Here is a 24,555-nt window from a genome sequence, read left to right as displayed (position 1 = left end):
GCTCGGCGGCCGAACGATCAATACCCCGCCGGCGCCGGCCAGTGGCGCTCCACCCCGATCGCCTCCAACTCCGCGGCGAACTCGTCGAACAACGCCGCGTCTTCCCGGACCGCATGCGGCTCGACGCCCCGCTCGAGGCAGTAGGCCGCAAGGTGGCCGACCACCTCGCCGATGTTCCATTCCACCGGGTGCAGCCGATAGCAGCCGTTGGAGATGTGCGTCGTACCGATGTTCTTCGCGGCCGGCAGCAGGTTGCGCATCCGGATCGGCAGGAGCGCGCCGAGCGGGATCTCGAACGGCACGCTGGCCACGTCGATGTAGTTGTCGCCGCCGGTCGAGGGGTGCAGGTCGATCCGATAGGCGCCCACGCCCACCGAGTCCGGGAAGTGGTGGATCCCGTGCGTGCCCAGGATGTCCCGGGAGACGTGGTGTTCGGTCACCGTGGTCACCGCGCGGATCCGCCGCGACTCGCGCACGTACGCGGACTTGGCCAGCCCGTCCGCGGTACCGACCACGTCGTGCCGCAGCCGCAGTCCCGGATACCCGGTGCCGCCGTCCGGCCGCGGCGCCTCGGTCTGGAGCCAGTACAGCACCGACAACGACAGCTGCTTGGCCTCGCGATGCGCGGCGGCGGCCTCGTCCGCGCCCACTTCGATGATCGGCCGCAGCCAATAGTCGTTCAGCGGCCAATTCACCAGCGTGATGTCCGAGTCCACCGCGCCCGGCTCGAACAGCCCCTTGGCCAGGATCCGGCGGAACAACCACAGGTCGTCGCCGCCCGCGTTGGCGCTCTGGTCGGCGTTCACCGCGAGCGGGTCACCGGTCGGCCGCGGGTCGAACGTACGCACCTCCGGTTCCAGGGTGCGCGGATCCGGCGCGCGGAAGCCGAGCAGCGGGCCGGGCCAGAAGTCCGGCCGGTACGACCGCCAGAACTCGTAGTCGGAGGGCCTGTCGATCACGTGGTTCTCGCCCTCGTGGTACGACACGGCGAAGCAGTAGGTGATGCCCTGCATGTTCAACGGCTCGTGCCGCGCGGGCGCGTTCGGCTCGTCGTGCTCGTCCCGGGACTCCGCGCCGGTGACGTACTCGGCCTTGGCCAGCGGGAGCAACTCGCCGGTCTCGGTCGCGTCCAGCACGTACGCCGCGCTGATCGTGTGCGACTCCTCCGTGCGCACGCCCCACAGGGTGACCGCGCGGACCCGGTCGCCGTCCGCGAACACCTCGGCGGGCACGTGCTCCAGAAGTATCCGCAGCCGACCGGACGCCAGGTGCGGCGCGAGCAGCGCCTGCAACACGGCCAGCGCGGCCCGCGGTTCGTGGCACAGCTTGCTCACAAAGCCGGCGCCGGGGTTCAGTTCGCGCCGGGCCCGGGCCGCGCCGGTCAGCGGATACCAGGTCCGGTAGTGGTCGCGGATCGCGGTGCGCAGTTCGCGATAGCTCGCCGGGGCGCCGTAGCTCTCGATCCAGGGATGCTCGTCCGGCGGCACCGCCTGCGCGGTGAGTTGGCCGCCGATCCAGTCGGTCTCCTCCGTCAGTACGACCGTTCGGCCCGCACGGCACGCGGCCAGCGCGGCGGCGACTCCGCCGAGCCCGCCGCCGACGATGAGGACCTCGGTGCTGATTTCGGACATGGTGAAGCCTTCCGTGAACGCGGTGATGGTGGGACGTACTACGGAGCTGGGCCGCATGGCGGCACGGGCAGCCCGACCCTCGGTCGCGGCCGGGTGACGTGGTTCGAACCGATGAAGCCGGTGGAACGGAATCCGGCCTGTGGCCCCCGGAACAATGACGAGCCACGAAGCCGGGCAAGTCGCGCCGAAACCTGGGAAGTCGTTGCGGCCCGCCGCACATCATGCCGAAGCACAATGAATCGAGGCAGGAAAGCAGGAGCCGGCGGCGAACGATCGACCCCTCGGCCGGCCGCCGGTCGGCCGTCAGGCCGGTCTCACCGCACCGCCCCCGCCGTCTGCCCCGGCACCGCCTCGCAACTCATCAACTGGTGCCTCGCCAGGTTCGGATCCCCCGCGATCAGGCCGGTGAGCAGGCGGACCGCCGCCGCGCCCATCTCCCGTCGCGGGACCGAGAAGCCGGACAGGAACGCCGGCCCGGGCACGGCGTGTTCGGGTGCGCCCAAGGTGGCCAGCGACAGGTCCTCGGGAAACCGGTAGCCGGCCTTCGAGGCAGCGGCCAGCACCGCCCGATGCGCGGCGTCGGTGTCGGTCGCCTCGGTGACGATCGCGGTGACGCCCTGCTCGTACCAGCCCCGCAACCGCTCGGCGGTCAGGTCCGAGCCGTCCGTGCGCACCACGGTGGACGGCTCGACCGGCAGGCCGCACTCGGCCATGCCGCGGCGGAACCCCGCCTCGCGGTCGACCGCGCTGATCGCGTCGTCGAGTTCGCGGACGTAGAGGATCCGGTGGTGGCCCAGCTCGGCCAGGTGACGTACGACCTCCGCCGTCGCCGTCACGTAGTCCGCGCCGACGTACGGGAGTCGGTCGCCGAAGTCGTCGTGCCGGCCCAGATAGACCACCGGCAGGTCGGTGGCCAGCAGCCGGTCCATCTCCCGGATCGGCAGATGCCGACCCATGAACAGGCAGCCGTCCGCCAGCCGGACCCGGTTGAGCACCTCGGCGTGCGGCCGTTCGCCGGTCACGCTCGAAGCGATGAACATCAACAGGTCGTAGCCCTGGGCGGCGGACTCCTGCTCGATGCCGACCAGGAACGGGTGGTAGGCGTGCGACATTTCGGTGGGAAAGGTCGCGGTGAACGTGTACAGGCCGAGCAGGTTGTTCTGGCCGGCCGCGAGTCGCTTCGCTATCGGGTCGGGCATGTAGCCGAGTTGCTCGGCGGCGGCCATCACCTTGCGTCGGGTCTCGTCGGCGATCCCGACCGCCGCCGAACCGCCGCTGAGGATCAGGGACACCGTCGGCTGCGAGACGCCGGCCAGGCGGGCGATGTCCGCCTGGCGGGGCCGGTTCGCCCGGGAACCAGCCGGCCGCCCGGGCCCGCCGATCGGCTTCATGTACTCCTCCAAATACCTGACAACAGGATCCTAATGCGCATCAGATCTATCGATCCAGTATATCCGGTCACGGTGCGTAATCCATCGGGCTCGACGGACGCCGCCGAACGCCCCGCACCCGTCGAGTCCATCGCGCCCACCCGCCTCACGGTGCCTCCAGCCCGCCGTCCGGCCGCCGTACCCGGGCGGCCCACCGTTCGTGCAGGTGGGTCCGCGGTGGATACCTCGCCGCCATCGCCTCGTCCAGGTCGATGCCCCAACCGGGCCGATCCGAAGGGGTGATGTAGCCGCCCACCGTGCGCAGTGTGCCGGGAAACACCTCGTGCACCCGCTCGGGGTAGACGTGCTGTTCCTGGATGCCGAACGCCGCGCTGGTCACATCCAGCGTGACGTTGACCGCCGCGCCCACCGGCGACACGTCCGGCGGTCCGTGCCACGCGGTCCGTACGCCGGTCAGCTCGCACAGCGTGGCCAGCTTCCGGGCCGGCGTCAGCCCGCCCACCGCCGAGACGTGCACCCGCAGGTAGTCGACTCCGCCGGAGGTGATCAGACGCGTCGCATCGGTCATCGAGGTGAGCAACTCCCCCGACGCGATCGGCATCGGCGCGGCGGCACGCACCTCGGGCAACCGGTCGAAGTGCTCCGGTGCCAGCGGGTCCTCCAGGAAGAACAGCCGGTACGGCTCCAGCGAACGGGCCAGTCCCACCGCCTCCTTCGGGGTGAGCCGGTTGTGCGCGTCGTGCAGCAGCCCGAGTTCCTCGCCGAGCACCTCGCGGGCGCGCTCGAACAGGCGCGGCGCGGTGCGCAGATAGTGGCCGACGTCCCAGCCGTCCGGGTACGGGGCGCCCGGGTGGCCGCCCGGCGTACCGTCGGCGCCATAGGTGCCCAACCCGGGCCCACCGCTCTGCAACCGCACGTAGCGATAGCCCTGTTCGGCCAGCGCGGCCACCCGCTCGATCGACTCCTCGATGTCGCCGCCGCGGGCGCCGGTGTACACCGCCGCGCCGCCGCGCACCCGACCGCCGAGCAACTCGTAGACCGGCACGCCCAGTCGTTTGCCGGCGATGTCCCACAGCGCCTGGTCGATCCCGGACAGCGCGTTGTTGTGCACCGGGCCGCCGCGCCAGTAGGAGGAGAAGTGCAACATCCGGAAGATGTCCTCGATGTCACCCGGATGCCGACCGATCACCATCGGCGCGAGGTGCTCCTCGACGGCCGAGACGACCGCGTGGAAGCGCTGGGTGAAGGTGGCGCAGCCGAGCCCGTACAGCCCCGGCTCGGACGTGTCGATCCGCACCACGACGAGCGGAACGCCCCCGGGCGCGGTGACGATCGCCCGCACCGCGGTGATGCGCAAGGCGTCCCGGGCCGGCCAGGGAGCCTGCGTCTCGGGCATCGCCGCAGGCCCGGCCGGACCGGCCGGCGGCGTGAGCGCCGCCGCCGAGGCCGCGCGATCGGCCGGTGTCGTCTCGGACGTGGTCATCAGGGTCGCTCCTGGGGGTACGGATGCCGGGCGGTGAAGCCGAGAAGCCGCCGCGCGGGGGTCAGGTCGATCGGGACCGAACGGGCCGGGAACACCGCACGGCAGGGCACGTCCGGGAGATGCGCGGCGAGCAGGTCGCCGGTGGACGCCGCCATCAGGGTGTCCGGCGCCGCCACGAACAACACCGGCGCACCCGTCACCCCGGGCGCGGTCAGGCCCAGTACGCACGCCCGTGCCGCGTCCCGCAGGTCGAGGTAGCTCCACACCTCCGGCGCGCCGAGCGCCGGATTCCCGGCCAACCGCGCGGCGTGCCCGGCCAGTCGGTCCGGGTCGCCGAGGAACGGGAGGCGCAGCGCCACCGCCGTCATCCCGTGCCGCCGGTGCATCATCGCGGCGGTGGCCTCGTCGACCTGCTTGGACAGCGCGTACGGATCCTCGATGCGCGGCGGCAACGCGGTGTCCAGGGGCAGGTACGCCGGCTGCGGCCGAGGCGTGGAGCGGGCGAACGGCAGGCCGGTCACCGACAGGCTGCTCGCCAGCACCGCACGCCGCACCCCCGCCCGCCCCGCCTCGTTCAGCACCACGAACGTGGCCTGCGTATTCGTGGCGAACACCACCTCGGGCGCGGCCACTTCGGGCGAGGCGAGCGCGGCCAGGTGGATCACCGCATCGACCCCGTCGAGCGCATCCGCCACGGCCCCGGGGTCGCGCGCGTCACCGACCACCACCCGGTCGGCCCGCAACTGCCCGACATCCTCGGCCGCGGACGCGGCGACCAGGGCGGTCATCGGCACGCCCCGATCGGCCAGTTCGGCCGACACGGCGGTCCCCAGCCGCCCCGCGGCCCCGGTCACCAGGACCCGGGTCATCCGAGTCTCGGCGGCAACGGCGCCGAAGCCACGCTCCTCGTCGTCCGTGCGAACCCCGCTCATTTGAGCCCCGTGAAGGCGATCCCGCGCACGATCTGCCGCTGGAAGACCAGGAACACCACGACCGGCGGGATGATCGCGATCAGCATGCCCGCGATCAGCAGGCTCTGGTCCGAGGTGTCCGCGAGTCGCGGCAACGCCACCGCCAGCGGCTGCTTGTCCGTGTCGGTGATGGCGATCATCGGCCAGAGGAAGTCCTTCCAGGCGTTCATCACCGCCAGCAGCGACACCACGGCCAGGATCGGCCGGGACATGGGCAGCACGATACGGGTGAGGATCCGCCACGGACCGGCGCCGTCCAGGCGGGCCGCCTCCAGGAGTTCCTTGGGAATGCCGTCGAAGAACTGCTTCATCAGCAGCACGTTGAAGGCGTGCGCACCGGCCGGCAGCCAGACCGCCATCGGCGTGTTCGCGATCGAACCGCCGGTCGGCGGCAGGTCCTGGATGGTCAGGTAGAGCGAGACCATCGACACCGTGCCCGGCAGGAACAACGTGGCCAGCACCGCGGCGTAGACGTACTTCCCGTAGAACGGCCGCAGCACGGACAGCGCGTAGGCGCCGGTCACCGCGACGAACAACTGCACGAACCACGAACCGCCCACCAGCACCACGGTGTTCATCAGATAGCGGCCGAGGTCCAGGCTCGTCCACGCGGTGGAGATGTTCGACCAGTGCGCCTCCTCCGGCCACAGCGCCAGCGGGTGCCGCAGGGACTCCTGGGTGGAGGAGATCGAGCCCTTGAACACCCAGTAGACGGGCCCCGCGCCCTCGATCACCAGCGCCGCGATCAGCAACAGCTGCGTGGTACCCAGGCCGATCCGGGTGAGCGGGCGGCGGCGTTCCGCCTCGGACATCACGCCCCTGGTGCCGGTACTCATTTCTTCTCCCTGACACCGGTACTCATCGTGTCCCCCTGACGCCGGTACTCATTTGGTCCCCCATGTGCGGGTGAGCCGCAGATAGATCGCCGACAGGACCGCGAGCACCGCGGCCAGGCTCACGCTCAGCGCGGCGGCGCTGCCGTAGTCGCCGCCGACGAACGCGTAGCGGTAGATGAGCAGCAGCACGGTGACCGTGGAATCCTCCGGGCCGCCGTCGGTGAGCACGAACGGCTCGGTGAAGACCTGGAAGGTGTTGATCACCTGGAGCAGCATCATGATCAACAGAATCGAGCGCATGTGCGGCAACGTGACATGCCACAACCGGCGCCGGACCGAGGCTCCGTCCAGTTCGGCGGCCTCGTACAACTCGGTCGGCACACTCGCGAGCGCGGCCAGATAGATCAGCACCGCACCGCCCGCACCCGCCCAGGTCGCCTCCACCACCAGGCTCGTCATCGCGGTGTCGGCGGACTGCAACCACGGGTACGGGCCCAGGCCGACCTTGCCGAGCACCTCGTTGAACAATCCCGTGTCCGGGTCGTAGAACCACTTCCACATCAGCACCGCCACCACCGGCGGCACCGCCACCGGCAGGTAGACCAGCACCCTCATCAGCCCGCCGCCGCGCCGCAGTTCGGACATCAGCACGGCCAGGAACAGCGGCAGCGGGAAACCGATCAGCAGTGCCAGGCCGGTGAACACCACGGTGTTCCACACCGCCGTGCCGAGCAGCGGATCGTCGAGCAGGGTCCGGTAGTTCTGCAGGCCGACCCAGGTCGCCGGCTCGACCAGGTTGGTCTGCTGGAAGCTGAGCATCAGGCTGCGGATGATCGGCCACCAGGAGAACAGGCCGAACACCAGCACGGTCGGCAGCAGGAACAGCGCGGGCACCACATGTCGGGAGCCGCCGCGCAGACGGTTCGCCCCCGGAGGGCGCTTCCCAGTGGGCGCCGGTGCGACGGCCGGCGGGATCTCCCGGGGAATGGTCGGCGTACTCACGGCGCGACCTCGCCGCGCCGCCGGCCGCTCACTGTGCCTGCGCCTTCTCGAAGGCCGGCCCCAACCGGTCGGCCGCCTTGGCCAACTCGTCGTGCGGGTCGGCGTCCTTGCGGGTCAACACGGCCTGCACCACGGTGTCCAGCGCCCCGTACAGGTCCTGCGCGGCAACGGGCGGCTCCACCTGGTAGTCCAGCTTGCCCACGCCGGTGACGTAGGGCGCGAAATTCGCGGCCGGGATGTTGGCGTGCTTGTTGATCGCCGTGTTGACCGGGTCGGACACCGCGGCGGAGTAGAACGGCAGTGTGGGCAGGCCGACCGCCAGCTTGTCCGCGGCCTGGGCGAGCGCGAGTTCCTCGGCCGCGGCCGGGTCGTAGGCGGGCTTGAGGTAGAAGTAGTCGATCCACTTCACCGCCGCGGCCCGCTGCGCCGGCGTGGCCTTGGCGCTGACCACGGCCATCAGGCCGCCGAGCAGGGTGGCGCGGCCACCGTTCTGCTGCGGGAGGGCGGCCATGCCGAAGTCGGCGGGCTTGCCGGAGTACTGGGTGATGTAGCGGTTGTAGCTGTTGACGGTGCTGATCATCATGCCGATCTTGCCCGCGGCGAAGTCGCGTTCGGCGTCCTGCTGGGTACGCAGGTGGTTGTTGCCCATCGAGTCGTCCTGCCAGCGCATCGCGGACAGTTGCCCGAGCGCTTTCTCGGCCGGGCCGTCGAGCAGCGACGGCGCGTACTTGTCGCCGACCTTCTTCTCCATCGAGCCGCCGTAGGCGTAGGTCATCGCGGTCAGGATCCAGCCGCCGGTGTTCTTGACCGTCATCTGGGTGTAGCCGGTGGCGCCGGTGGCGGAGATCTTCTTGGCGGCGGTGCGCACCTCGTCCCACGTGGCGGGCGGCTTGTCCGGGTCCAGGCCGGCCTTGGTGAACAGGTCGCGGTTGTAGACCAGGCCGAGCGCGTACTCGGTGACCGGCAGTCCGTAGACCTTGCCGTCGGCGGCGGTGGCCGGGGCCAGCGCGCGCGGATCCAGGTCGCCCGAGTGCGGCAGGCTCTTGACCTCGGCACTCAGGTCGGTGATCTGCTTGCGCGCGATCAGGCCGGGCGGTTCGGTCAGCGGCACGGTCAGCACCGTCTCGGCGCTGCCGCCGGCCAGCCGGGCGGCGAACGTGCGCGCGTCCCACTGGGTGTCGGTCGGCTTGAGCTTGATGTTCGGGTTGGCCTTCTCGAACGCCGCGACCGCGTCCAGGAATTGTTGCCGCGTCTTGGGTGCCGTGGTCGCGGGCATGCCCGCGACGGTGATCGTGGTCCTGCCGGAGGAGCCGGCGCCGCCGGCCTTGCCGGACTCGCCGGACGAACAACCGGCCGTGCCGGCGACGAGGGCGAGCGCGAGCGCCCCGGCCCCTGCCACCGCCCGACGGCGCCGACGCCGGTGCGTGCTGACCGGGACTGACTCGGCCACGGATACCTCCCTGGATCCTGATGCTGCGGTCGGACGTTGCTACGGAAGTTGCGGAAGTAGCCGCGGCTGTTGCCATGGCTGTCGGCAGTGGATCCGGAGGTGCTCCGGAAGTGCCTGCCATTCCGGACGCCGATCTGCGTCCGAGTGCGATGAGGTCGTATCTAATTCGCATTAGGAAGATGTGTCAAGAGCGTGGCCGACAGGTTGCGCGACCCGGCGAATCAGACATACGGCGGCCTTGACTCGCGTCGAGGATCGGAGTACACCTTCGCTCTAATCCGCATTAGGTGAACCCTGTCGCTCGGGAAAGGGATCCTCATGTCCGCCCACCGCACGCCCGACGACCACGCCGACGACCGGGCCGGTGACCAGCCGGGTGACCAGGCCGACGTCCACACCGCGCGCCGATCCGAGGACCGCACCGACGGCCGGCGCGGCGCCCACGCCGCCGCCGCCCCCTCCGCCGCCACCCGGCCGGGCCGTCCCGGATCCGACGCCGGTCTGCGTCGACGCGGCTTCCTGGCCGGGGCGGTCGCGGTCGGCGCGGTCGGCGCGGCGCTGCCCGGAACCGCCGTCGCGGCCGGCCAGGCCGCCCCGGTGACCGTCTCCGCACCGGGCATCAGCCTGACCGCGGGCGCCGACGGCTACGTCTCGGTCCGCGACGGCGCCGGTGTCGAACGAATCCGGCTGACCCGATTCATGGCCAAGGACACCGTGGCCGGCATCCAGCAGACCACCGGCGGCACGCCGTCGGCGATCACGCTCGCGGACGGCAGACCGGCGATCCGGGTCGAGTACACGCTGCCCGCCGCCGCGAACGGGATCACCGTCCGAGGCACCTTCGACGTCACCCCGCACCGCGCGCATCTGCGCTGGGAGGTGGGCGGCTCGACCGGGCTGATCCCGGCCGGCTTCATGTTCGGGCGCACCGTGCTCGCGCCCACCGCGCCGGAGAGCCTGGTCGCGCTGACCACGTGGAACCGGGACGCGGGCGGCGGCATCCCGTACGAGACCAACGCCGGCGTGGTCTACCGGGAGACCTGGGCCGACACGAACGCGTACTTCCGGCTCGCCGGCACCACCCCCGCCTGGACCAACGCGACCTGGATCCACGCCCCCGGCACCGCGACCACCGGCGGCGCGGTGACCGAGGCCGATCTCGTGCTCGGCTCGATGCGGCCCGCGGCGGCCGGCACCACCGGATCGTCCCGCCCGCTGGGCGTCGAGGTGTGGACCGACCGGCCGTTCTCCCTGTGGGACCAGGGCGGCGTCCCGATGCCGCTGCACGCCGAGGTCGCCAACGGCGGCACCGCCGACCGGACCGTACGGCTGTCCTGGTGGGCGCGCGACTTCGACGGCCGGGTGCTGGGCAGCGGCGCGGTCACCGGCACGATCGCGGCCGGCGGCACCTGGACCCAGACCTTCACCGTCACCTCGCCACCGCAGGGCATCGTGTTCACCGAGGTGAGCGCGACGTCCGGGACGGACGAGGCGTTCGCCCGGACCAACCTCGCGGTGTTGCCCCCGTTCACGTACCAGGCGGGCGCCGACAGCATGTTCGGCATCGCCAACTACCCGTGGCTGCTCGAGCCGGACACCCCCGCCGTACTGGGCCTGATGCGGCGGCTCGGCATCAAGCGGGTGCGGATCTCCTACGACGGCGGCCCGGGCCTGCCGCCGGCCACGCTGGACGCGGCCGGCCTCGCGCACAACATCGAACTGGCCGGCATCCCGCTCGGCGGCACCACCGCCCAGGTCGCCGCGTGGGCGGACACCAATACGGCCAAGGCGATCGCGGCCGACGCGGACTGGTTCGAGGTGGCCAACGAGATCAACAAACCGTGGATGAGCGGGCAGACCGCGTCCGCCTACGTGCGCGACGGCCTGCACCCGGTGCGCGATCGGCTGGCGGCGGCCGGGGCCCGGACCAAGGTGCTCAATGCCGGCCTGGCCGGGATGGATTACGTGTGGACCAAGAACTTCCGCGACGCGGGCGGCTGGGACCTGATCGACGGCTTCGCCTTCCATCCGGGCCGGGGCAACTTCACCCCCGATTACGCCCCGGCGCCCGCCGACTGGACGATGGGTGATCACGGCACGTACTGGAACTTCCTCGGCGGCCTGCACAAGGCCCGCGAGGTGATCGCCGAGTACGGGGCCAAGGAGCTGTGGCTGACCGAGGCGTACGCGTGCACCAAGCCGAACAGCTGGTGGCACGACACCTATCGGCATGCCGCGGAGAACGTGCTGCTGACCCTGGCGTTGGCCAAGGCCGAGGGGGTGCGCTGCGTGAACTGGTACCAGCTGCACGACAGCGTGCTGGGCAAGCCGCAGTGGGCCGACCCGGCCAACTCCGAGTACCACTACGGCCTGATGCACCGCGACCTCGGCGCCAAGCCGTCGGCACTGGCCTACGCGACGGCGGCCCGAGTGTTGGACCGGGCGGTGTTCGTCCGCCGGTTGACCATGGCCGACCCGGACCTGCACGGCCTGCTGTTCTCCTCGCCGCAGGGGCCGATCTCGATCCTGTGGAGCCGCAAGGACGGCTACGTGCTCAACCCCGACCACCCGGGCGACTCGGGCTGGTTCGCCGCACCGGAACCGTGGGTGGACGGGTGGCGGACGAAGACATCGCTGACGGTTGCGGCGGCGCCCGCGACCGCCGCCTCAACGGCGAAGCGGCCGGTGCGGGAACATCACGGCGGAGGACGAGACGCCGCGGCAACGGTCCGCGAGGTGGACTGCATCGGGCGCGAGCGGTTGTTGACGCCGGTGCACGGGCGAGTGGAACTGCGCCTGGACGGCGCACCTCGCATCTACTACGGCCTGACGGACACCCCGGACGCGACCTGCTGAGCCTGCCGGCCGGGCTGATCGGCGCCCGTCGGATGGCCCGGCCGGGTGAAGCGGGGCGGCGGCGGACTCGGGGCCGCCGCCCCGGTCCGGGGTCGGATCAGTTGTAGGTCAGGGGCGGGGTGAGCGGGGTGCGGGTGACGCAGTACCAGCTGGGCCACGACCCGCCCGGGAACAGCACCCGCAGGCTCCAGTTGCTCGGGGACGGCGGAGTGCCGGTGAGCACCGCGTTCAGCGGTTGGCCGGGCGAGATGGTGCCGCTGACCTTCGGGATCGCGCCGAGGTTGAGCACCGGCGAGGACGCCGGGTAGGGCGGGTTGATCGCGCCGTCGTAGACGACGCCGCCACTGGGCCCGTTGAAGAGCACGGTGGTGTTGATCGAGTTGGCGGGGAAGCCGATCGGGATCGTCCGGGCGATGCTCACCTTCAGCACACCGCCACCGGTGGAGTACGTCACCTTCGCGGTGAACGCTCCACCCCTGGTGTCCACGCAGTTGTACGGGGACGTCGACGGCCCGCCGGCGGAGGCGCTGCCGACGAATGCGGTCAGGGCGGCGAGTGCGCCGGCGGTGGCGAGCGCAGCGAACTTGGCTGACCTGGCGCGTTTGGACATACCTGTCTCCTGGGTTGGTTTCTGGGCTGGACCCGAACCGTGCGGAGGAGCAGAAGTACACCGGGTGCGACACCCGTCACGCGGGACCCAGTAGAGCAACCCGAGCCCCGGCCGACAAGCAGACAGAACGACATGGCGCGATTTGGCAAGTGGGGCGGGCGGCGGTCGGGGCGCACGGCGTGGGGCGCTCGTCATCGGCCGCAATCGCGGGGGCTGCGGGGCCGGGCGGCCGGGTCGGGGGCGCTGACGCGCCGAACCGCAGCCCGACTCGGGGGCCCCGGAGAAGCCCGATCCCCCATCGCAGCCAATCCACCCGACGGCGGGCGGCGACACCGAAAGCACGATGGCGGAACACCCGCCTCGGCTACGAAGCCTCGGCGGCGTCGCAGGTGTCGACGCGCCACGACCCGGCCGAAACGCGCGGCCACCCCGCGGCCCCGCGATCCGGAGAAAGCCCGACTCCAGACCGCAGCCAACTCGACGCGGCCCACCACGCCGGGGCCTCGGGGTCGGAGCAGGTCGTCTCGGTGCCTGTGAAACCGCAGCCTCCGCGCCGAACGCGAGGGGTGGAGCGGGTGGGTGCACAACCCGGCCGACCGAGACACGACCCCGACGCCCCCGCCCAACCCCCGAATCCCATCAGGGCCATGTGGCCACGAGCATGTCAGTCTTCGCGTTTGGCCCCCGCGGCCGTGGCCAGGAGTTCCTCCGCGTGGGCTCGGCCCAGTTCGGAGTCCTCCAGGCCGGCCAACATGCGGGAGAGTTCGCGGACGCGGGCGGCGTCGTCGAGGGAGACCACGCCGGAGCGGGTGACCGTGCCGTCGCTGGACTTTTCGACCACCAGGTGGCGGTCCGCGAAGGCCGCGACCTGGGGGAGGTGGGTCACCACGATCACCTGGGCCACCCGGGCCAGGCGGGCAAGGCGGCGGCCGACCTCGACCGCGGCCTTGCCGCCGACGCCCTGGTCGACCTCGTCGAAGACGAAGGTGGGGACCGGGTCGGCGCCGGCGAAGACCACCTCGACCGCGAGCATCACGCGAGAGAGTTCACCGCCGGAGGCGCCCTTGGCCAGGGGGCGTGGCGGTGCGCCCGGGTGCGGGGACAGTTGCAGTTCGACCTCGTCCACACCCGTCGGGCCGTAGGCCAGGACACGATCGCCCACCGGCAGGCCGTCCGGGTCGTCCACGCCGGAGATCGCCACGCCCACGCGCGCGTACGGCATCGCCAGCGCGGTCAGCTCGCCGGTGACCGCCGCCGCGAAGCGCTCCGCCGCGGCGTGCCGGGCCGCCGACACCTCGCTCGCCAGCGTCGCCAACTCGCCCCGCAGCGCGTCCCGTTCGGCGGTCAGCTCCTCGGTGCGGTCGTCGTCGCCGTCCAGCTCGGCCAAGCGCGCGGCCGAGCGCTCGGCCCAGGCCAGCACCTCGTCGATCGACTCGCCGTACTTGCGGGTCAACGCGGACAGCGCCGCCCGCCGCTCCTCCGCCGCCGCGAGCCGGACCGGGTCCGCGTCCACGCCGGCCGCATAGGACGCCAGCTCGCCCGCCACGTCGGACACCAGATACCCGACCTCGCCGAGCCGATCGGCCAACGCCGCGAGCGCCGGGTCGTGTGCGCGTACCGCCTCCACCGCGCGGTGTGCGGCGCCCAGCAGCGTCGAGGCGTCCACCGCGTCCGTACCGGTCTCCGGGTCGCCCAGCAGCGCCTCGTGCGCCGTGGTCGCCGCGGTACGCAGCGCGTCGGCGTGGCCCAGTCGCAGGGTTTCCGCGGCGAGTTCGGCATCCTCGCCCGGCTGCGGCACGACCTGCTCGATCTCGGTCAGGCCGAATCGCAACAGATCGGCCTCCTGCGCGCGTTCGCGCGCCCGGGTGGTGATCTCGGTCAGTTCCGCGCTCACCTCGCGCAGCCGTCGGTAGACCCCGCCGTACGCCTTCAACGGCACCGACACCGCCTCGCCGGCATACCGGTCCAGCGCGCCGCGCTGCCGGGCCGGGCGCAGCAGCCGCTGCTGGTCGGTCTGGCCGTGCACCGCGATCAGGTCGTCGGCCAGGTCGGTCAGCAGCCCGATCGGCGCCGCCCGCCCGCCCACGTGCGCGCGCGAGCGACCCTCGGCCGAGACGGTCCGCGCCAGGAGCAGTTCGCCGTCGTCCACCTCGGCGCCCGCCTCGGCGGCCCGACGCCCCGCGGGCGAGTCCGCCGGCACGCTGAGCCGACCCTCCACCAGGGCCTTCCCCGTCCCGTTGCGCACCAGCCCGGCATCGGCTCGCCCACCGAACAGCAAGCCCAGTCCGGTCACCACCATCGTCTTGCCGGCGCCGGTCTCGCCCGTGACCACGGTGAAGCCCGGCGCGAGCTCGACTACGGCGTCTTCGATGACACCCAGACCCTGTATCCGCATCTCTTCGAGCACGGGACGACACTACGAGGTCGTGGGGACTCCGCGCGAAGAACGCAGTTCAACGGCGTGTGTCCACAATGTGTTCAGCACACCATCGCACGACCGCGACGCCGATCCGGAGCCCGTGCGGCGGCCTACTTGCGCCCGCGCCATCCCTTGACCGGCAACGCGAACTTGGCCACCAGTCGATCCGTGAACGGCGCCCGGTGCAACCGCGCCAACCGCACCGGCTGGGTCCCGCGCCGCACCTCCACCCGCGCGCCCGCGGGCAGCTGTACGGTCCGCCGACCGTCGCACCACAGCGCACCGGGCGGCGTCTCCGCGGCCAGTTCGAGCGCGAGCACCGAGTTCGGCGAGACCACCACCGGACGCGCGAACAGCGCGTGCGCGCTGATCGGCACCATGATCAGCGCCTCCACCTCGGGCCACACGATCGGCCCGCCACCGGAGAACGCGTACGCGGTCGAGCCGGTCGGCGTCGCGCACACCACCCCGTCGCAGCCCCAACGGGACAGCGGCCGGCCGTCCACCTCGGCGACCAGTTCGAGCATGCGCTCGCGCGAGGCCTTCTCGATCGCGGCCTCGTTCAGCGCCCAGTTGGTGTGCACGATCTCGCCGTTGACCCGGACCACCACGTCGAGTGTCATCCGCTCCTCGACGTCGTAGTCGCGCGTCACGACCCGCTCCACCACGTCGTTGAGGTCCTCGCGCTCGGCCTCGGCCAGGAAGCCGACCCGGCCCAGATTGACCCCGAGCATCGGCACCGCCGCATCGCGCACCAACTCCGCGCCGCGCAGCAGCGTGCCGTCGCCGCCGAGCACGATCGCCAACTCGCAACCCTTGGCCGCGTCCGGCTCCACGGACACCACGACCGCGCCCGGCAGGGCCAGGTCGTCCGCCTCGTGTTCGAGCACCCGCACGCCCAGGCCGGCCGCGATCAGCCGTTCCACCACCAGCCGTGCGCTCCGCAGTGCCGCAGGTCGGCCGGTGTGCGTCACCACCAGTACCGTGCGATCACTCATGCCCGTATCCCCTCGTCCGCATCAGATCGACCGCAGCCGTACCCGTACGCCGTGACGCTATCGTGCACGCCGCTCACCGAGGCCCCTCGGCGACCGCCCGATCGACGTCCGCGGGGTCCAGATCCGGCGCACCGGCCCGCATCCACAGGAAGTACTCGACGTTGCCCGACGGTCCCGGCAGCGGCGACGCGGTCACCCCGAGCACACCCAGGCCCGTCTTGGCGGCCTGCTCCGCCACCGTACGCACCGCCTCGGCCCGCAGCGCGGGATCGCGCACCACCCCACCCGCGCCGAGCCGCTCGCGCCCGACCTCGAACTGCGGCTTGACCATCATCACCAGATCCGCGTCCGGCGCCGAACAGCGCACCAGCGCGGGCAGCACCAGCCCGAGCGAGATGAAGGACAGGTCCCCCACCACGAGGTCGGCCGCCGGCCCCACCTGATCCGGCGTCAGCTCACGCACGTTGGTCCGGTCCCGCACCGTCACCCGGTCGTCGCTGCGCAGCACCCAGGCCAGCTGCCCGTAGCCCACGTCCACCGCGACCACGTGCGCCGCACCCGCGCGCAGCAGCACGTCGGTGAAGCCGCCGGTGGAGGCGCCCGCGTCGATGCAGCGCCGCCCCTCGACGGTGAGGCCGAGCGGGGTGAACGCGGCGAGCGCGCCGGCGAGCTTGTGCCCGCCGCGCGAGACGTAGTCCGGATCACCCTCGTCGGCCGCGACCACCACGGCCGCTCCCGCGTCGACCTGGGTGGCGGCCTTGGTCGCGGTCTGGCCGCCCACCGTCACCCGCCCGGCCGCGATCAGTTCGCTCGCGTGGTCCCGGGAGCGAGCGAGTCCCCTGCGCACCAGCTCGGCGTCGAGCCTGCGTCGTGCCACCGGTCGTGCCTGCCGTTCCTTGGTTGTGCCGAAGTCGTCGACGAGGACCCGCCCCGCATGTGTGCGTCCCTCGCCCGGCGTCGTGGATCCGGACCCACCGATCCGGTCTCGCCCTACCGGTCCAGTTCCGCCAGGGTGTCCCGCAATCCTCGGTGCACATCCTCGTACACCGACCCGTGCGCCTCGGTGGGCAGGTCACCCACACGGCTCAGGGTGGCGAGTACCGCGTCCACATGCGCGTCGCCGGAGGGCGCGGGCGGTTCGACGTCGAGCGGCCCGATCACCGGGATCGCCGACGGCACGCCGACCTCCTCGGGCGCACCGCCGCCCGCGCTCGGCGCCGGATCCGCGCTCGCCTCGCCGGCCTCCTCGGTCACGCTCGAACTCACGACTGCCCGTCCGCGTCCGCGGTCGGCGCGGTGGGCTTGCGGATGGCCTTCTTGGCCGGCGCCGCCTTCTTCGTGGCGGCGGTGCCGTTCGTCTTGCGGGCGGGCTTGCGCGCAGCGGCCGCAGGCGCCGACGCCGCAGCAGGCCGGGACGCGGGAGTCTTCTTCGCGGCGGCCTTCTTCGCGGCCGGCGGCTTCGCGGCAGCCTTCTTCGCGGCGGGCGCCTCGGCGTCGACGGCCGGCCGGGCGATCGGCGCAGCCGCCGGCGCACCGGCGCGCGACGCGGCAGGCGGCGTGGCCGGCCGGCCCGCCGACCCCGCACCCGGACCCGCCGGACGCGCCGTGCGCGGCGTGGACGCGCGCGCCAGCCGGTGCTCCAGGTCGGTCACCCGGCTCTTCAACCGAGCGATCTCCTCCTCGGCCTTGACCAGGTCCTTGGTCCACGGCTTCGACCGGGACAACGCCTTGTCCACCTCGCCGCGCACCACACCCACGAGCAGGTCCCGGTTCGCCTTGCCGGTCTCGTACAGCTCCTCGGCGACCTGCTGCACGTACTGCGGCAACGCCTGGGCCTGATCGGGCACCTGCTCCAGGTCCAGACCGCTGCGCTCGACCAGGGCCTTGGCCACCTCGGTGACCCGCTGCCGGGTCATCTCGGTCAGGCCACTGGCGATCTGAAGGTAACTGCGCACGACATCTCGCATAAACGGCACCCGCCTTCCTGCTCGGGCCGCCCGTATGCGTGCCTGTGCGGCGATACGAACGGCGATGATCGGTCTGCTCCGACGCTACCCTCTCCACCGGCGCAGGGCCGGAAGCAACGACATGCCACACCCACGAACAACGGCGAACCCCCGACCCGGACCGGCGACCGCCGCCGGCACGGGGCCGGCCGGAACCCGCGACGGGCGACGCGAGGGCGACCGGCACCGGCATCGCCCAACCGCCGGTGGGGTACGGTCGCCAACCGGATCCCACGGAAGGAACGCCGCACATGGCCACCGTCGAAGAGTGCCGCAGGGCCCTCGAGGAACTGTCCGCCAAAATGGGCCGCGCCGAGGGCGACACCCGCAAGGCCGCACAGCTCGACCGCAGCCTCAGCTGCCGCGTCACCGACCTCGACGTCACCTTCTCCGGGCAACTGCGCGACGGCGCACTGCACGACATCGACACCGAACCACGCTCCGACAAGGCGCAGATCCGCCTCACCATGACCGGCGACGACCTGGTCGCACTCGTCGCCGGCGACCTCGACTTCGCCGCCGCGTGGGCCAAGGGCCGGGTCAAGCTGGAAGCCTCGCTCAAGGACCTGCTGGTCCTGCGCAAACTGCTCTGAGCACACCGGATCCCAGAACGCGCCGGCACCGCGGGCAACCCGCCCGACCCGGCCGGCCCCACATCCGCCCCCGCGCCGCTACCAGCCCAGGCGCGCCGCGACACCCTCGGTGTCCACCGGCGCATCCGCCGCCCACGCCGCCGCACACGCCGCCCGCAGTCCGTCGATGCGTTCGCCCGAACCCTCCACCGCCAACGCACCCTCGGCCACCCGCGCCGACCAGCCGCCGCACACCCAGGCGTCACCTTCGTGCCGGGCCGTCACCGGCGCGGCCAACAACGCCCGCAGGTCCTCCGCCACGAAGGTCGGCCGCTGCCCCGCCCCGGCCGCGAGCAGCGCCTGCGCCGTGGTCACCCCGGTGAGCACCAACAGGCTGTCCACATCCCCGTTGCACGCACCCTCGATGTCGGTGTCCAACCGATCGCCCACCACCAGCGGCCGACGCGCGCCGGTCCGCAGGATCGTCTCCCGATGCAGCGGCAACTCGGGCTTGCCCGCGACCACCGGCTCGACCCCCGTCGCCGCCCGCACCACACCGACGAGCGCACCGTTGCCCGGCGCGATCCCGCGCTCGGTCGGAATCGTCACATCGGCATTCGAGGCCACCCAGAACACCCCGCGCGCCACCGCGTACGAAGCCTCCGTCAACGCCTGCCACCCCACGTCGGCCGCGAACCCCTGCACCACCGCGGCCGGCTCCTCGTCCGCCGAACGCACCGGCCGCAGCCCGTGCTCGCGCAACGCGACCTCCAGTCCCTCACCCCCGACCACCAGCACCGCCGCGCCCTCGGGCACCCGCTCGGCCACCACCCGCGCCGCCGCCTGCGCCGAGGTCACCACGTCCTCCGGCTGCGCCGCGACGCCCAGCTCGACCAGATGCTCGGCCACCGCCTTGGGCGGACGCGACGCGTTGTTCGTGACGAACGCGAGCCCCATCCCGCGCCGGCGCGCCTCGCCCAACACCTCCACCGCGTGCGGAACGGCACGCGCACCGGTGTACACGACACCGTCCAGGTCGAGCAGCGCGACGTCGTACGCCCGCGCCAACTCACCCGCATCCGCGGCCCCGTCCGAACCGCCCGTCGCCGCCGATGCCGATCCGATCGGCGATCCGTCCGTCGATCCGGCTGCCGAGGTCTGCTCGCTCACGCGTCGTCACTCCTGTCGTCCATGTCCCCGCCGTCCTTGCCGATCGTCCCGTACGCACCCGCCCGCGCGCGCAACGTGGCCCGCGCCTGGACCAGCGCCGTCCGGTAGTGCTTGGTCTCCGGCCGCATCGCCACCGCGAGCGCCAGATGCTCCACCGCGGTCTCGAAGTCGCCGAGCCGCGAGGCGGACAGTCCCCAGCCGAACTGCGCATAGTCGTCCGCCGGATCCGACTCGGCCACCGCGCGAAAGTGCCGCAGCGCCTCGTCGTGTCTGCCCGAGTCGAACCACGCCCGCGCCAACGCCTCACGCACACTGCGCGATTCCGGCGCCGCGTCCGCCGCCCGCGCCAGCAACTGCGCGGCGGCGGCCGGATTACCCGACGCGAGCAGCTGCACCCCTCGTCGATACCAGTCGTACACATCGCCCGAGGGCGCACCGTTCACCCCGTCGGCTCCCTGAGCCATCGCCATGATGCCCTCCCGCACCTCGACCACGCGCCGGTCACCAAAATCCGGCAACCGCCGACATCGGATGTCCTGATCTTGCCCGGGCTCGGGCCCGTAACATTCGGCCATGGACGACGCAGTGCCGAACGGGCTCGATCTGGCCCCCTTCCGCGGGCTTCGCTACGACCCGGAACGCGTCGGGGACGTCGCGTCGGTGACCTCGCCACCGTACGACGTGGTCGAGCCCGGCGGCGTGCCCGCGCTGGAGGACGCCGACCCGCACAACATCGTGCGACTGGTCCTCCCGCGCAGCGCCGTGCACGCGGGCAGCACCCTGCGCACCTGGTTGGCCGAGGGCGCTCTGCGCCCCGACCCACTGCCCTCGTTGTACGTATACGAACAGCGCGATCACAACTCGATCCAGCGCGGTCTGATCGGCGCGCTCTCGCTCGACTCCGCCGTCCTGCCGCACGAGGACGTGATGCCCGGCCCGGTCGCCGACCGGGCGGCACTGATGAGCGAACTGTCGGCCAACCCCGAGCCGATCCTGCTGGTGTACACCGGCGGCGGGCGCGCCTCGGACATAGTCGAACAGACCACCCACCAGCCGCCCCTGGTGGGCCTGCGCACGCCGGACGGCATACGCCACCGCTTGTGGGGGCTCACCGATCGCCACGCGCTCGCCGGGATCCGCGCGGACCTCGCGCATCGCAAGGCCCTGATCGCCGACGGCCACCACCGCTGGGCCGCCTACGCCAGGATGCGCGAGCGGGCCCACGCGGACGGCCGCGGCGACGGCCCCTGGGACCGCGGCCTGGTCCTGCTCGTGGACACCGTGCGCCACCCGCTGCGGGTCGGCGCGATCCACCGTGTACTGCCCAAGCTGCGTCCGGCCGACGCCCTCGACGCCCTGGCCACCTACGGCGACGCAGGCGCCGGCGCGTTCCTGGCCCGTCCCCTCGACGGCACCCTGCCCGCCGCCCTGTGGGCACTGGACCAGGCCGTCGGCCCGGCCTTCCTGCTCGTCGGCGACCGCCGCTTCCACCTGCTCACCGGCCCCGACCCGGATCTGCTCGACATCGCGATCCGCGCCGACCGCCCGCGCACGTGGCGCTGCCTCGACGCCACCGTCCTGCACGCGGCCCTGCTCGACCACGTCTGGCACGTCCCCGACAACTGGGACAACATCACCTACGTCCACGACGCGGCCGCCGCCGTCCGCCAGGCCAACCAGACCGGCGGAACCGCGATCCTGCTGCGCCCCACCGACGAACGGGTCGTCCGCGAACTCGCCGAGCAGGACGTCCGCATGCCCCGGAAGTCCACATCCTTCGGCCCGAAGCCGGCCACGGGACTGGTGCTGCGGAGCCTGGACCTCCAGGAGTAGTGACGGGCCGGGGGCGACGGCGGGACGGGGTGCGACCTCTTCCGGTCGCATACGATCACGGACGTTCGCCTCCCACCCCCGTAACGCAGAAAAGGGCCCGGCACGAATGTGCCGGGCCCTTCCCCGCATCGCCTCACCGCCACCGACCTCGGGGCGGCGCCGAATCAGTCCTTCGCGTCGACGACGGGCTCGGCCTCGTCGGCCTCGTCGGCCTCGTCGGCGCTGTCCGCCTCGGCGTCCGCGGCGTCGACGGCCTCGGGAGCGTCGTCGTCCTCGTCGTCCGCGTCGTCTTCGACCCGGTCCTCGTCGCCGTCGAAGTCCTCGTCCTCATCCGGGGCATCCTCGGCGTCCGCAACCGCGTCCGCCGCCGAGTCCTCGATGTGGTTCTCGTCCTCGTCGTCCTCCGCGTCCGGGTCGAGCGCGTCGGTGAAGTCGAGGCCGTCGAGTTCGGCGACCCGCTCGGCTGCGCCGGTCTCGCCGGTGGTGTCCGCCTCGGCGGCCCGACCGAACCAGTCGCGCGCCTCGTCGTCCCGGCCTACTGCCGCCAACGCGTCGGCATACGCGAACCGCAGGCGCGCCACCCAGGGGTTGGTCGACGCCGAGTTCAGCTCCGGCACCTGCAACGTGACCACGGCCGCGTCGAGCTGGTCCAGGTCGCGACGCGCACCGGCCGCGACGATCCGCAGCTCGATCTGCGCGGCCTTGTCCAGTTCCTTGACCTCGTCCGCGCCCGCCATCTGCAGCGCCCGCTCCGGACGGCCCAGCCCGCGCTCGCAGTCGGCCATCACGGCCCAGTGCTCGCTCGAACCGGTCATCCGCCGCGCCGCACGCAGCTCGGACAGCGCCTCCGCATACGCACCGGCCATGTACGCCGCGATCCCGGCCGCCTCCCGCACCGCGGCGACGCGCGACGCGAGCCGCAGCGCGACCTTGGCGTACTTGTAGGCCAGCTCCGGGTCCTCGTCGACCGTACGGCCGATCATCACCAGGTTGCGCGCGACCTCGTCCGCGAGGGTCTTGGGCAGTCCACGCAGCTCCTGGCGCGCTTCCGCACCGAGCTCCTCGGCCTGCACGTCCTCGGGGATGAACATCCGCTCGACCGGCACGTAGCCGGGCTCGTCCCGCCGATCGAACGAGGGACGCGACCCCCCGCGGTCGTCACGGTTGCCATACGACGGACGGCTGTTGCCCCGATCCCGGTCCCCGAACGAGGGACGCCCACCACGGTCGTCCCGGTTGAACGGGGGACGCGAGCCTCCACGGTCACCACGGTCGCCGTACGACGGACGCGACCCACCACGATCATCGCGGCCGGGCCGGTCGGAGCGCTCCGGACGGTCCGAGCGGAACGGTGCACGCGCGCCACCGCCGGAACGGTCGTCCCGGTTGAACGCGGGACGCGAGCCACCACGGTCGTCCCGGTTGAACGGCGGACGCCCGGCACCACCACGGTCGTCCCGACCGCCACTCGCCGGACGACCCGAACCCCGGTCGTCCCGACGCGGCGCCGGACGACGCTCGTGGAACGGCTGCCGCGCGCCGGGCTGACCGTTGTAGGTCGGCCGGCTGCTGGCGCCGTCCTTGTAGTCACGGTCCCCGAACTCCCGCTCCTCACGAGCGGGCCGGTCGGAGCGCTCGGGCCGGTCGGAGCGATACGGCGGACGCGAGCCACCGGCGCCACCACGGTCGTCCCGGTTGAACGACGGGCGACGGTCTCCGCCCCGCTCCTCGCGGAACCCGGGCCGGTCGTCACGACCGGCCGAAGGCCGACGATCCCCACCACGGTCGTCGCGGTTGAAGGGAGGACGCGAGCCGGCGCGGTCGTCCCGGTTGCCGTACGACGGGCGCGAGCCACCACGGTCGTCGCGCGCCGGCCGATCCGCACGCAACGGCAGCCGCCCACCGGCGCCGCCACGGTCGTCGCGGTTGCCGAACGAGGGGCGCGAGCCACCACGGTCGTCGCGAGCGGGCCGGTCGGAACGCTCCGGACGATCCGAGCGGTACGGCGGACGCGAGCCACCACCGGAACGGTCGTCCCGGTTGAACGACGGGCGACGGTCCCCGCCCCGCTCCTCGCGGAACCCGGGCCGGTCGTCACGACCGGCCGAAGGCCGACGATCCCCACCACGGTCGTCACGATTGAACGCGGGACGCGAACCGCCACGGTCGTCGCGGTTGCCGTACGACGGACGCGAGCCACCACGGTCGTCCCGGTTGAAGGGAGGACGCGAGCCACCGTCGCGGTCCTCGCGGCTCGGCCGCGAGATCGCGTGGTCGCCACGTGCCCCGTAGGACGTACGCGACTGGCCGCGGTCACGCTCGGGACCATCCGCCCGGAAGGGCGCACGCGAGCCATCACGGTCGTCGCGAGCGGGCCGGTCGGAACGCTCCGGGCGGTCCGAGCGGTACGGCGGACGCGAGCCGCCGCCGGAGCGGTCGTCCCGGTTGAAGGGGGGGCGCGAAGCGCCACCACGGTCGTCCCGACCACCGGACTGCGGACGCCCGGCGCCTCGGTCGTCACGGTTGAACGCAGGACGCGAGCCGCCACGGTCGTCCCGGTTGCCGTACGAGGGGCGCGAGCCGCCACGGTCGTCCCGGTTGCCGTACGACGGACGCGAGCCGCCGCGGTCGTCGCGGTTGCCGAACGAGGGGCGCGAGCCGCCACGGTCGTCGCGAGCGGGCCGGTCGGAACGCTCCGGGCGGTCCGAGCGGTACGGCGGACGCGAGCCACCACCGGAACGGTCGTCCCGGTTGAAGGGGGGGCGCGAAGCGCCACCACGGTCGTCCCGACCACCGGACTGCGGACGGCCACCGGACTGGGGCCGACCGGCGCCCGCACCACGGCTACCGCCGCGGTCGTCACGATTGAACGGAGGACGCGAACCGCCACGGTCGTCACGGCCGCCCTGATCACGACCACCGGAAGCCGGACGGCCACCGCGATCGTCACGGTTGAACGGCCGGCGATCACCACCGCCACCGCCCCCCGAGTACTGCGATCCACTGGGACGGCGACTCGGCCGTCCCTCGGAGGGGGGATTGGACATGGGATTTGCTCCTCGTGATCGTCGTACGGGTACGCAGTCGCCTGTGGCTCGACCACCATTGTCCCGTATGACGAACGAAGTCGGCGCACCCGACAGTGGCCATGAACCCCTGTGAACAGGGGTCGCCACGGTAAATAAATCCGGATAAAAAAATAAGGGGCCCCACCGGGGTGGGGCCCCTTACTCACGTAGATTCCGGCGGCGTCCTACTCTCCCACACCCCTTCGAGTGCAGTACCATCGGCGCTGGAGAGCTTAGCTTCCGGGTTCGGAATGAGACC

General features: G+C 72.4%; 19 protein-coding genes and 1 rRNA gene. 3 read left to right on the top strand and 17 right to left on the bottom strand.

All coding sequences use genetic code 11. From position 1 onward, the window contains the following. Window positions 1-17: 17 nt before the first annotated feature. From ACFZBU_RS30430 to ACFZBU_RS30400, 7 genes are all read right to left on the bottom strand, one after another. Window positions 18-1,631, bottom strand: coding sequence for an FAD-dependent oxidoreductase (locus tag ACFZBU_RS30430; RefSeq protein ID WP_391586893.1), 1,614 nt, complete (start codon window positions 1,629-1,631; stop codon window positions 18-20). Window positions 1,632-1,945: 314 nt separating this feature from the next. Then, entirely contained in the window at window positions 1,946-3,022 is a 1,077-nt protein-coding gene (locus ACFZBU_RS30425; protein ID WP_391586892.1) for a LacI family DNA-binding transcriptional regulator, read from the bottom strand. A 145-nt stretch (window positions 3,023-3,167) separates the two neighbouring features. Then, on the bottom strand, window positions 3,168-4,505 hold the full coding sequence (locus ACFZBU_RS30420) for an enolase C-terminal domain-like protein (RefSeq protein ID WP_391586891.1): 1,338 nt from the start codon (window positions 4,503-4,505) through the stop codon (window positions 3,168-3,170). Next, window positions 4,505-5,437, bottom strand: coding sequence for an NAD-dependent epimerase/dehydratase family protein (locus ACFZBU_RS30415; RefSeq protein WP_391586890.1), 933 nt, complete (start codon window positions 5,435-5,437; stop codon window positions 4,505-4,507). The genes ACFZBU_RS30420 and ACFZBU_RS30415 overlap by 1 nt, the downstream gene beginning before the upstream one ends. Next, window positions 5,434-6,312, bottom strand: a complete 879-nt coding sequence (locus tag ACFZBU_RS30410; protein ID WP_391586889.1) for a carbohydrate ABC transporter permease — start codon at window positions 6,310-6,312, stop codon at window positions 5,434-5,436. The genes ACFZBU_RS30415 and ACFZBU_RS30410 overlap by 4 nt, the downstream gene beginning before the upstream one ends. Before the next feature lie 48 nt (window positions 6,313-6,360). Continuing rightward, on the bottom strand, window positions 6,361-7,314 hold the full coding sequence (locus ACFZBU_RS30405; protein ID WP_391586888.1) for a carbohydrate ABC transporter permease: 954 nt from the start codon (window positions 7,312-7,314) through the stop codon (window positions 6,361-6,363). A gap of 28 nt (window positions 7,315-7,342) precedes the next feature. Further along, window positions 7,343-8,764, bottom strand: coding sequence for an extracellular solute-binding protein (locus tag ACFZBU_RS30400; protein WP_391586887.1), 1,422 nt, complete (start codon window positions 8,762-8,764; stop codon window positions 7,343-7,345). Between the two features lie 318 nt (window positions 8,765-9,082). Between ACFZBU_RS30400 and ACFZBU_RS30395 the strand changes: the two genes are divergently transcribed. Next, entirely contained in the window at window positions 9,083-11,620 is a 2,538-nt protein-coding gene (locus tag ACFZBU_RS30395) for a hypothetical protein (protein ID WP_391586886.1), read from the top strand. Window positions 11,621-11,717: 97 nt separating this feature from the next. On the opposite strand, the gene ACFZBU_RS30390 is transcribed toward ACFZBU_RS30395, so the two are convergent. The 6 genes from ACFZBU_RS30390 to ACFZBU_RS30365 all read right to left on the bottom strand — a co-directional run bounded on the left by ACFZBU_RS30390 (window position 11,718) and on the right by ACFZBU_RS30365 (window position 17,602). Beyond that, a complete protein-coding gene (locus ACFZBU_RS30390) occupies window positions 11,718-12,230 on the bottom strand; it encodes a hypothetical protein (protein ID WP_391586885.1) in 513 nt (170 codons plus the stop codon). Between the two features lie 664 nt (window positions 12,231-12,894). Next, a complete protein-coding gene (recN, locus tag ACFZBU_RS30385) occupies window positions 12,895-14,625 on the bottom strand; it encodes a DNA repair protein RecN (RefSeq protein ID WP_391587151.1) in 1,731 nt (576 codons plus the stop codon). A 134-nt stretch (window positions 14,626-14,759) separates the two neighbouring features. Further along, window positions 14,760-15,647, bottom strand: a complete 888-nt coding sequence (locus ACFZBU_RS30380) for an NAD kinase (RefSeq protein WP_020549773.1) — start codon at window positions 15,645-15,647, stop codon at window positions 14,760-14,762. A 73-nt stretch (window positions 15,648-15,720) separates the two neighbouring features. Continuing rightward, window positions 15,721-16,524: a TlyA family RNA methyltransferase gene (locus ACFZBU_RS30375; RefSeq protein ID WP_391586884.1), complete on the bottom strand. Its 804-nt coding sequence runs from the start codon at window positions 16,522-16,524 to the stop codon at window positions 15,721-15,723. A gap of 113 nt (window positions 16,525-16,637) precedes the next feature. Next, window positions 16,638-16,913, bottom strand: coding sequence for a hypothetical protein (locus tag ACFZBU_RS30370; RefSeq protein WP_391586883.1), 276 nt, complete (start codon window positions 16,911-16,913; stop codon window positions 16,638-16,640). Further along, complete coding sequence (locus ACFZBU_RS30365; protein WP_391586882.1) at window positions 16,910-17,602, bottom strand: histone; 693 nt, start codon at window positions 17,600-17,602, stop codon at window positions 16,910-16,912. The genes ACFZBU_RS30370 and ACFZBU_RS30365 overlap by 4 nt, the downstream gene beginning before the upstream one ends. 302 nt (window positions 17,603-17,904) lie before the next feature. Here ACFZBU_RS30365 and ACFZBU_RS30360 point away from each other — a divergent pair, with 302 nt between their 5' ends. Continuing rightward, window positions 17,905-18,246: an alkyl sulfatase C-terminal domain-containing protein gene (locus ACFZBU_RS30360; protein WP_391586881.1), complete on the top strand. Its 342-nt coding sequence runs from the start codon at window positions 17,905-17,907 to the stop codon at window positions 18,244-18,246. A 78-nt stretch (window positions 18,247-18,324) separates the two neighbouring features. Here ACFZBU_RS30360 and ACFZBU_RS30355 read toward each other — a convergent pair whose 3' ends face one another. Together ACFZBU_RS30355 and ACFZBU_RS30350 are read right to left on the bottom strand one after the other, a co-directional pair. Beyond that, window positions 18,325-19,350: an HAD-IIA family hydrolase gene (locus ACFZBU_RS30355; RefSeq protein WP_391587150.1), complete on the bottom strand. Its 1,026-nt coding sequence runs from the start codon at window positions 19,348-19,350 to the stop codon at window positions 18,325-18,327. 41 nt (window positions 19,351-19,391) lie between these two features. After that, window positions 19,392-19,865: a tetratricopeptide repeat protein gene (locus ACFZBU_RS30350; protein ID WP_391586880.1), complete on the bottom strand. Its 474-nt coding sequence runs from the start codon at window positions 19,863-19,865 to the stop codon at window positions 19,392-19,394. A 103-nt stretch (window positions 19,866-19,968) separates the two neighbouring features. On the opposite strand from ACFZBU_RS30350, the gene ACFZBU_RS30345 reads away from it, so the two are divergent. Then, window positions 19,969-21,228: a DUF1015 family protein gene (locus tag ACFZBU_RS30345; RefSeq protein WP_391586879.1), complete on the top strand. Its 1,260-nt coding sequence runs from the start codon at window positions 19,969-19,971 to the stop codon at window positions 21,226-21,228. 164 nt (window positions 21,229-21,392) lie between these two features. On the opposite strand, the gene ACFZBU_RS30340 is transcribed toward ACFZBU_RS30345, so the two are convergent. Together ACFZBU_RS30340 and rrf are read right to left on the bottom strand one after the other, a co-directional pair. Next, window positions 21,393-22,319 carry a hypothetical protein gene (locus ACFZBU_RS30340; RefSeq protein WP_391586878.1) on the bottom strand — a complete coding sequence of 309 codons (927 nt, stop codon included), beginning with the start codon at window positions 22,317-22,319 and terminating at the stop codon, window positions 21,393-21,395. A 2,149-nt stretch (window positions 22,320-24,468) separates the two neighbouring features. Beyond that, a 5S ribosomal RNA gene (gene rrf, locus ACFZBU_RS30335) occupies window positions 24,469-24,555 on the bottom strand; the annotation flags it as partial.

The organism is Embleya sp. NPDC008237, assembly GCF_042956465.1.
Taxonomy (GTDB): domain Bacteria; phylum Actinomycetota; class Actinomycetes; order Streptomycetales; family Streptomycetaceae; genus Embleya.
The sequence above is the reverse complement of the archived record's forward strand: the minus strand, read 5'-3'. Positions and strand labels throughout refer to the sequence as shown.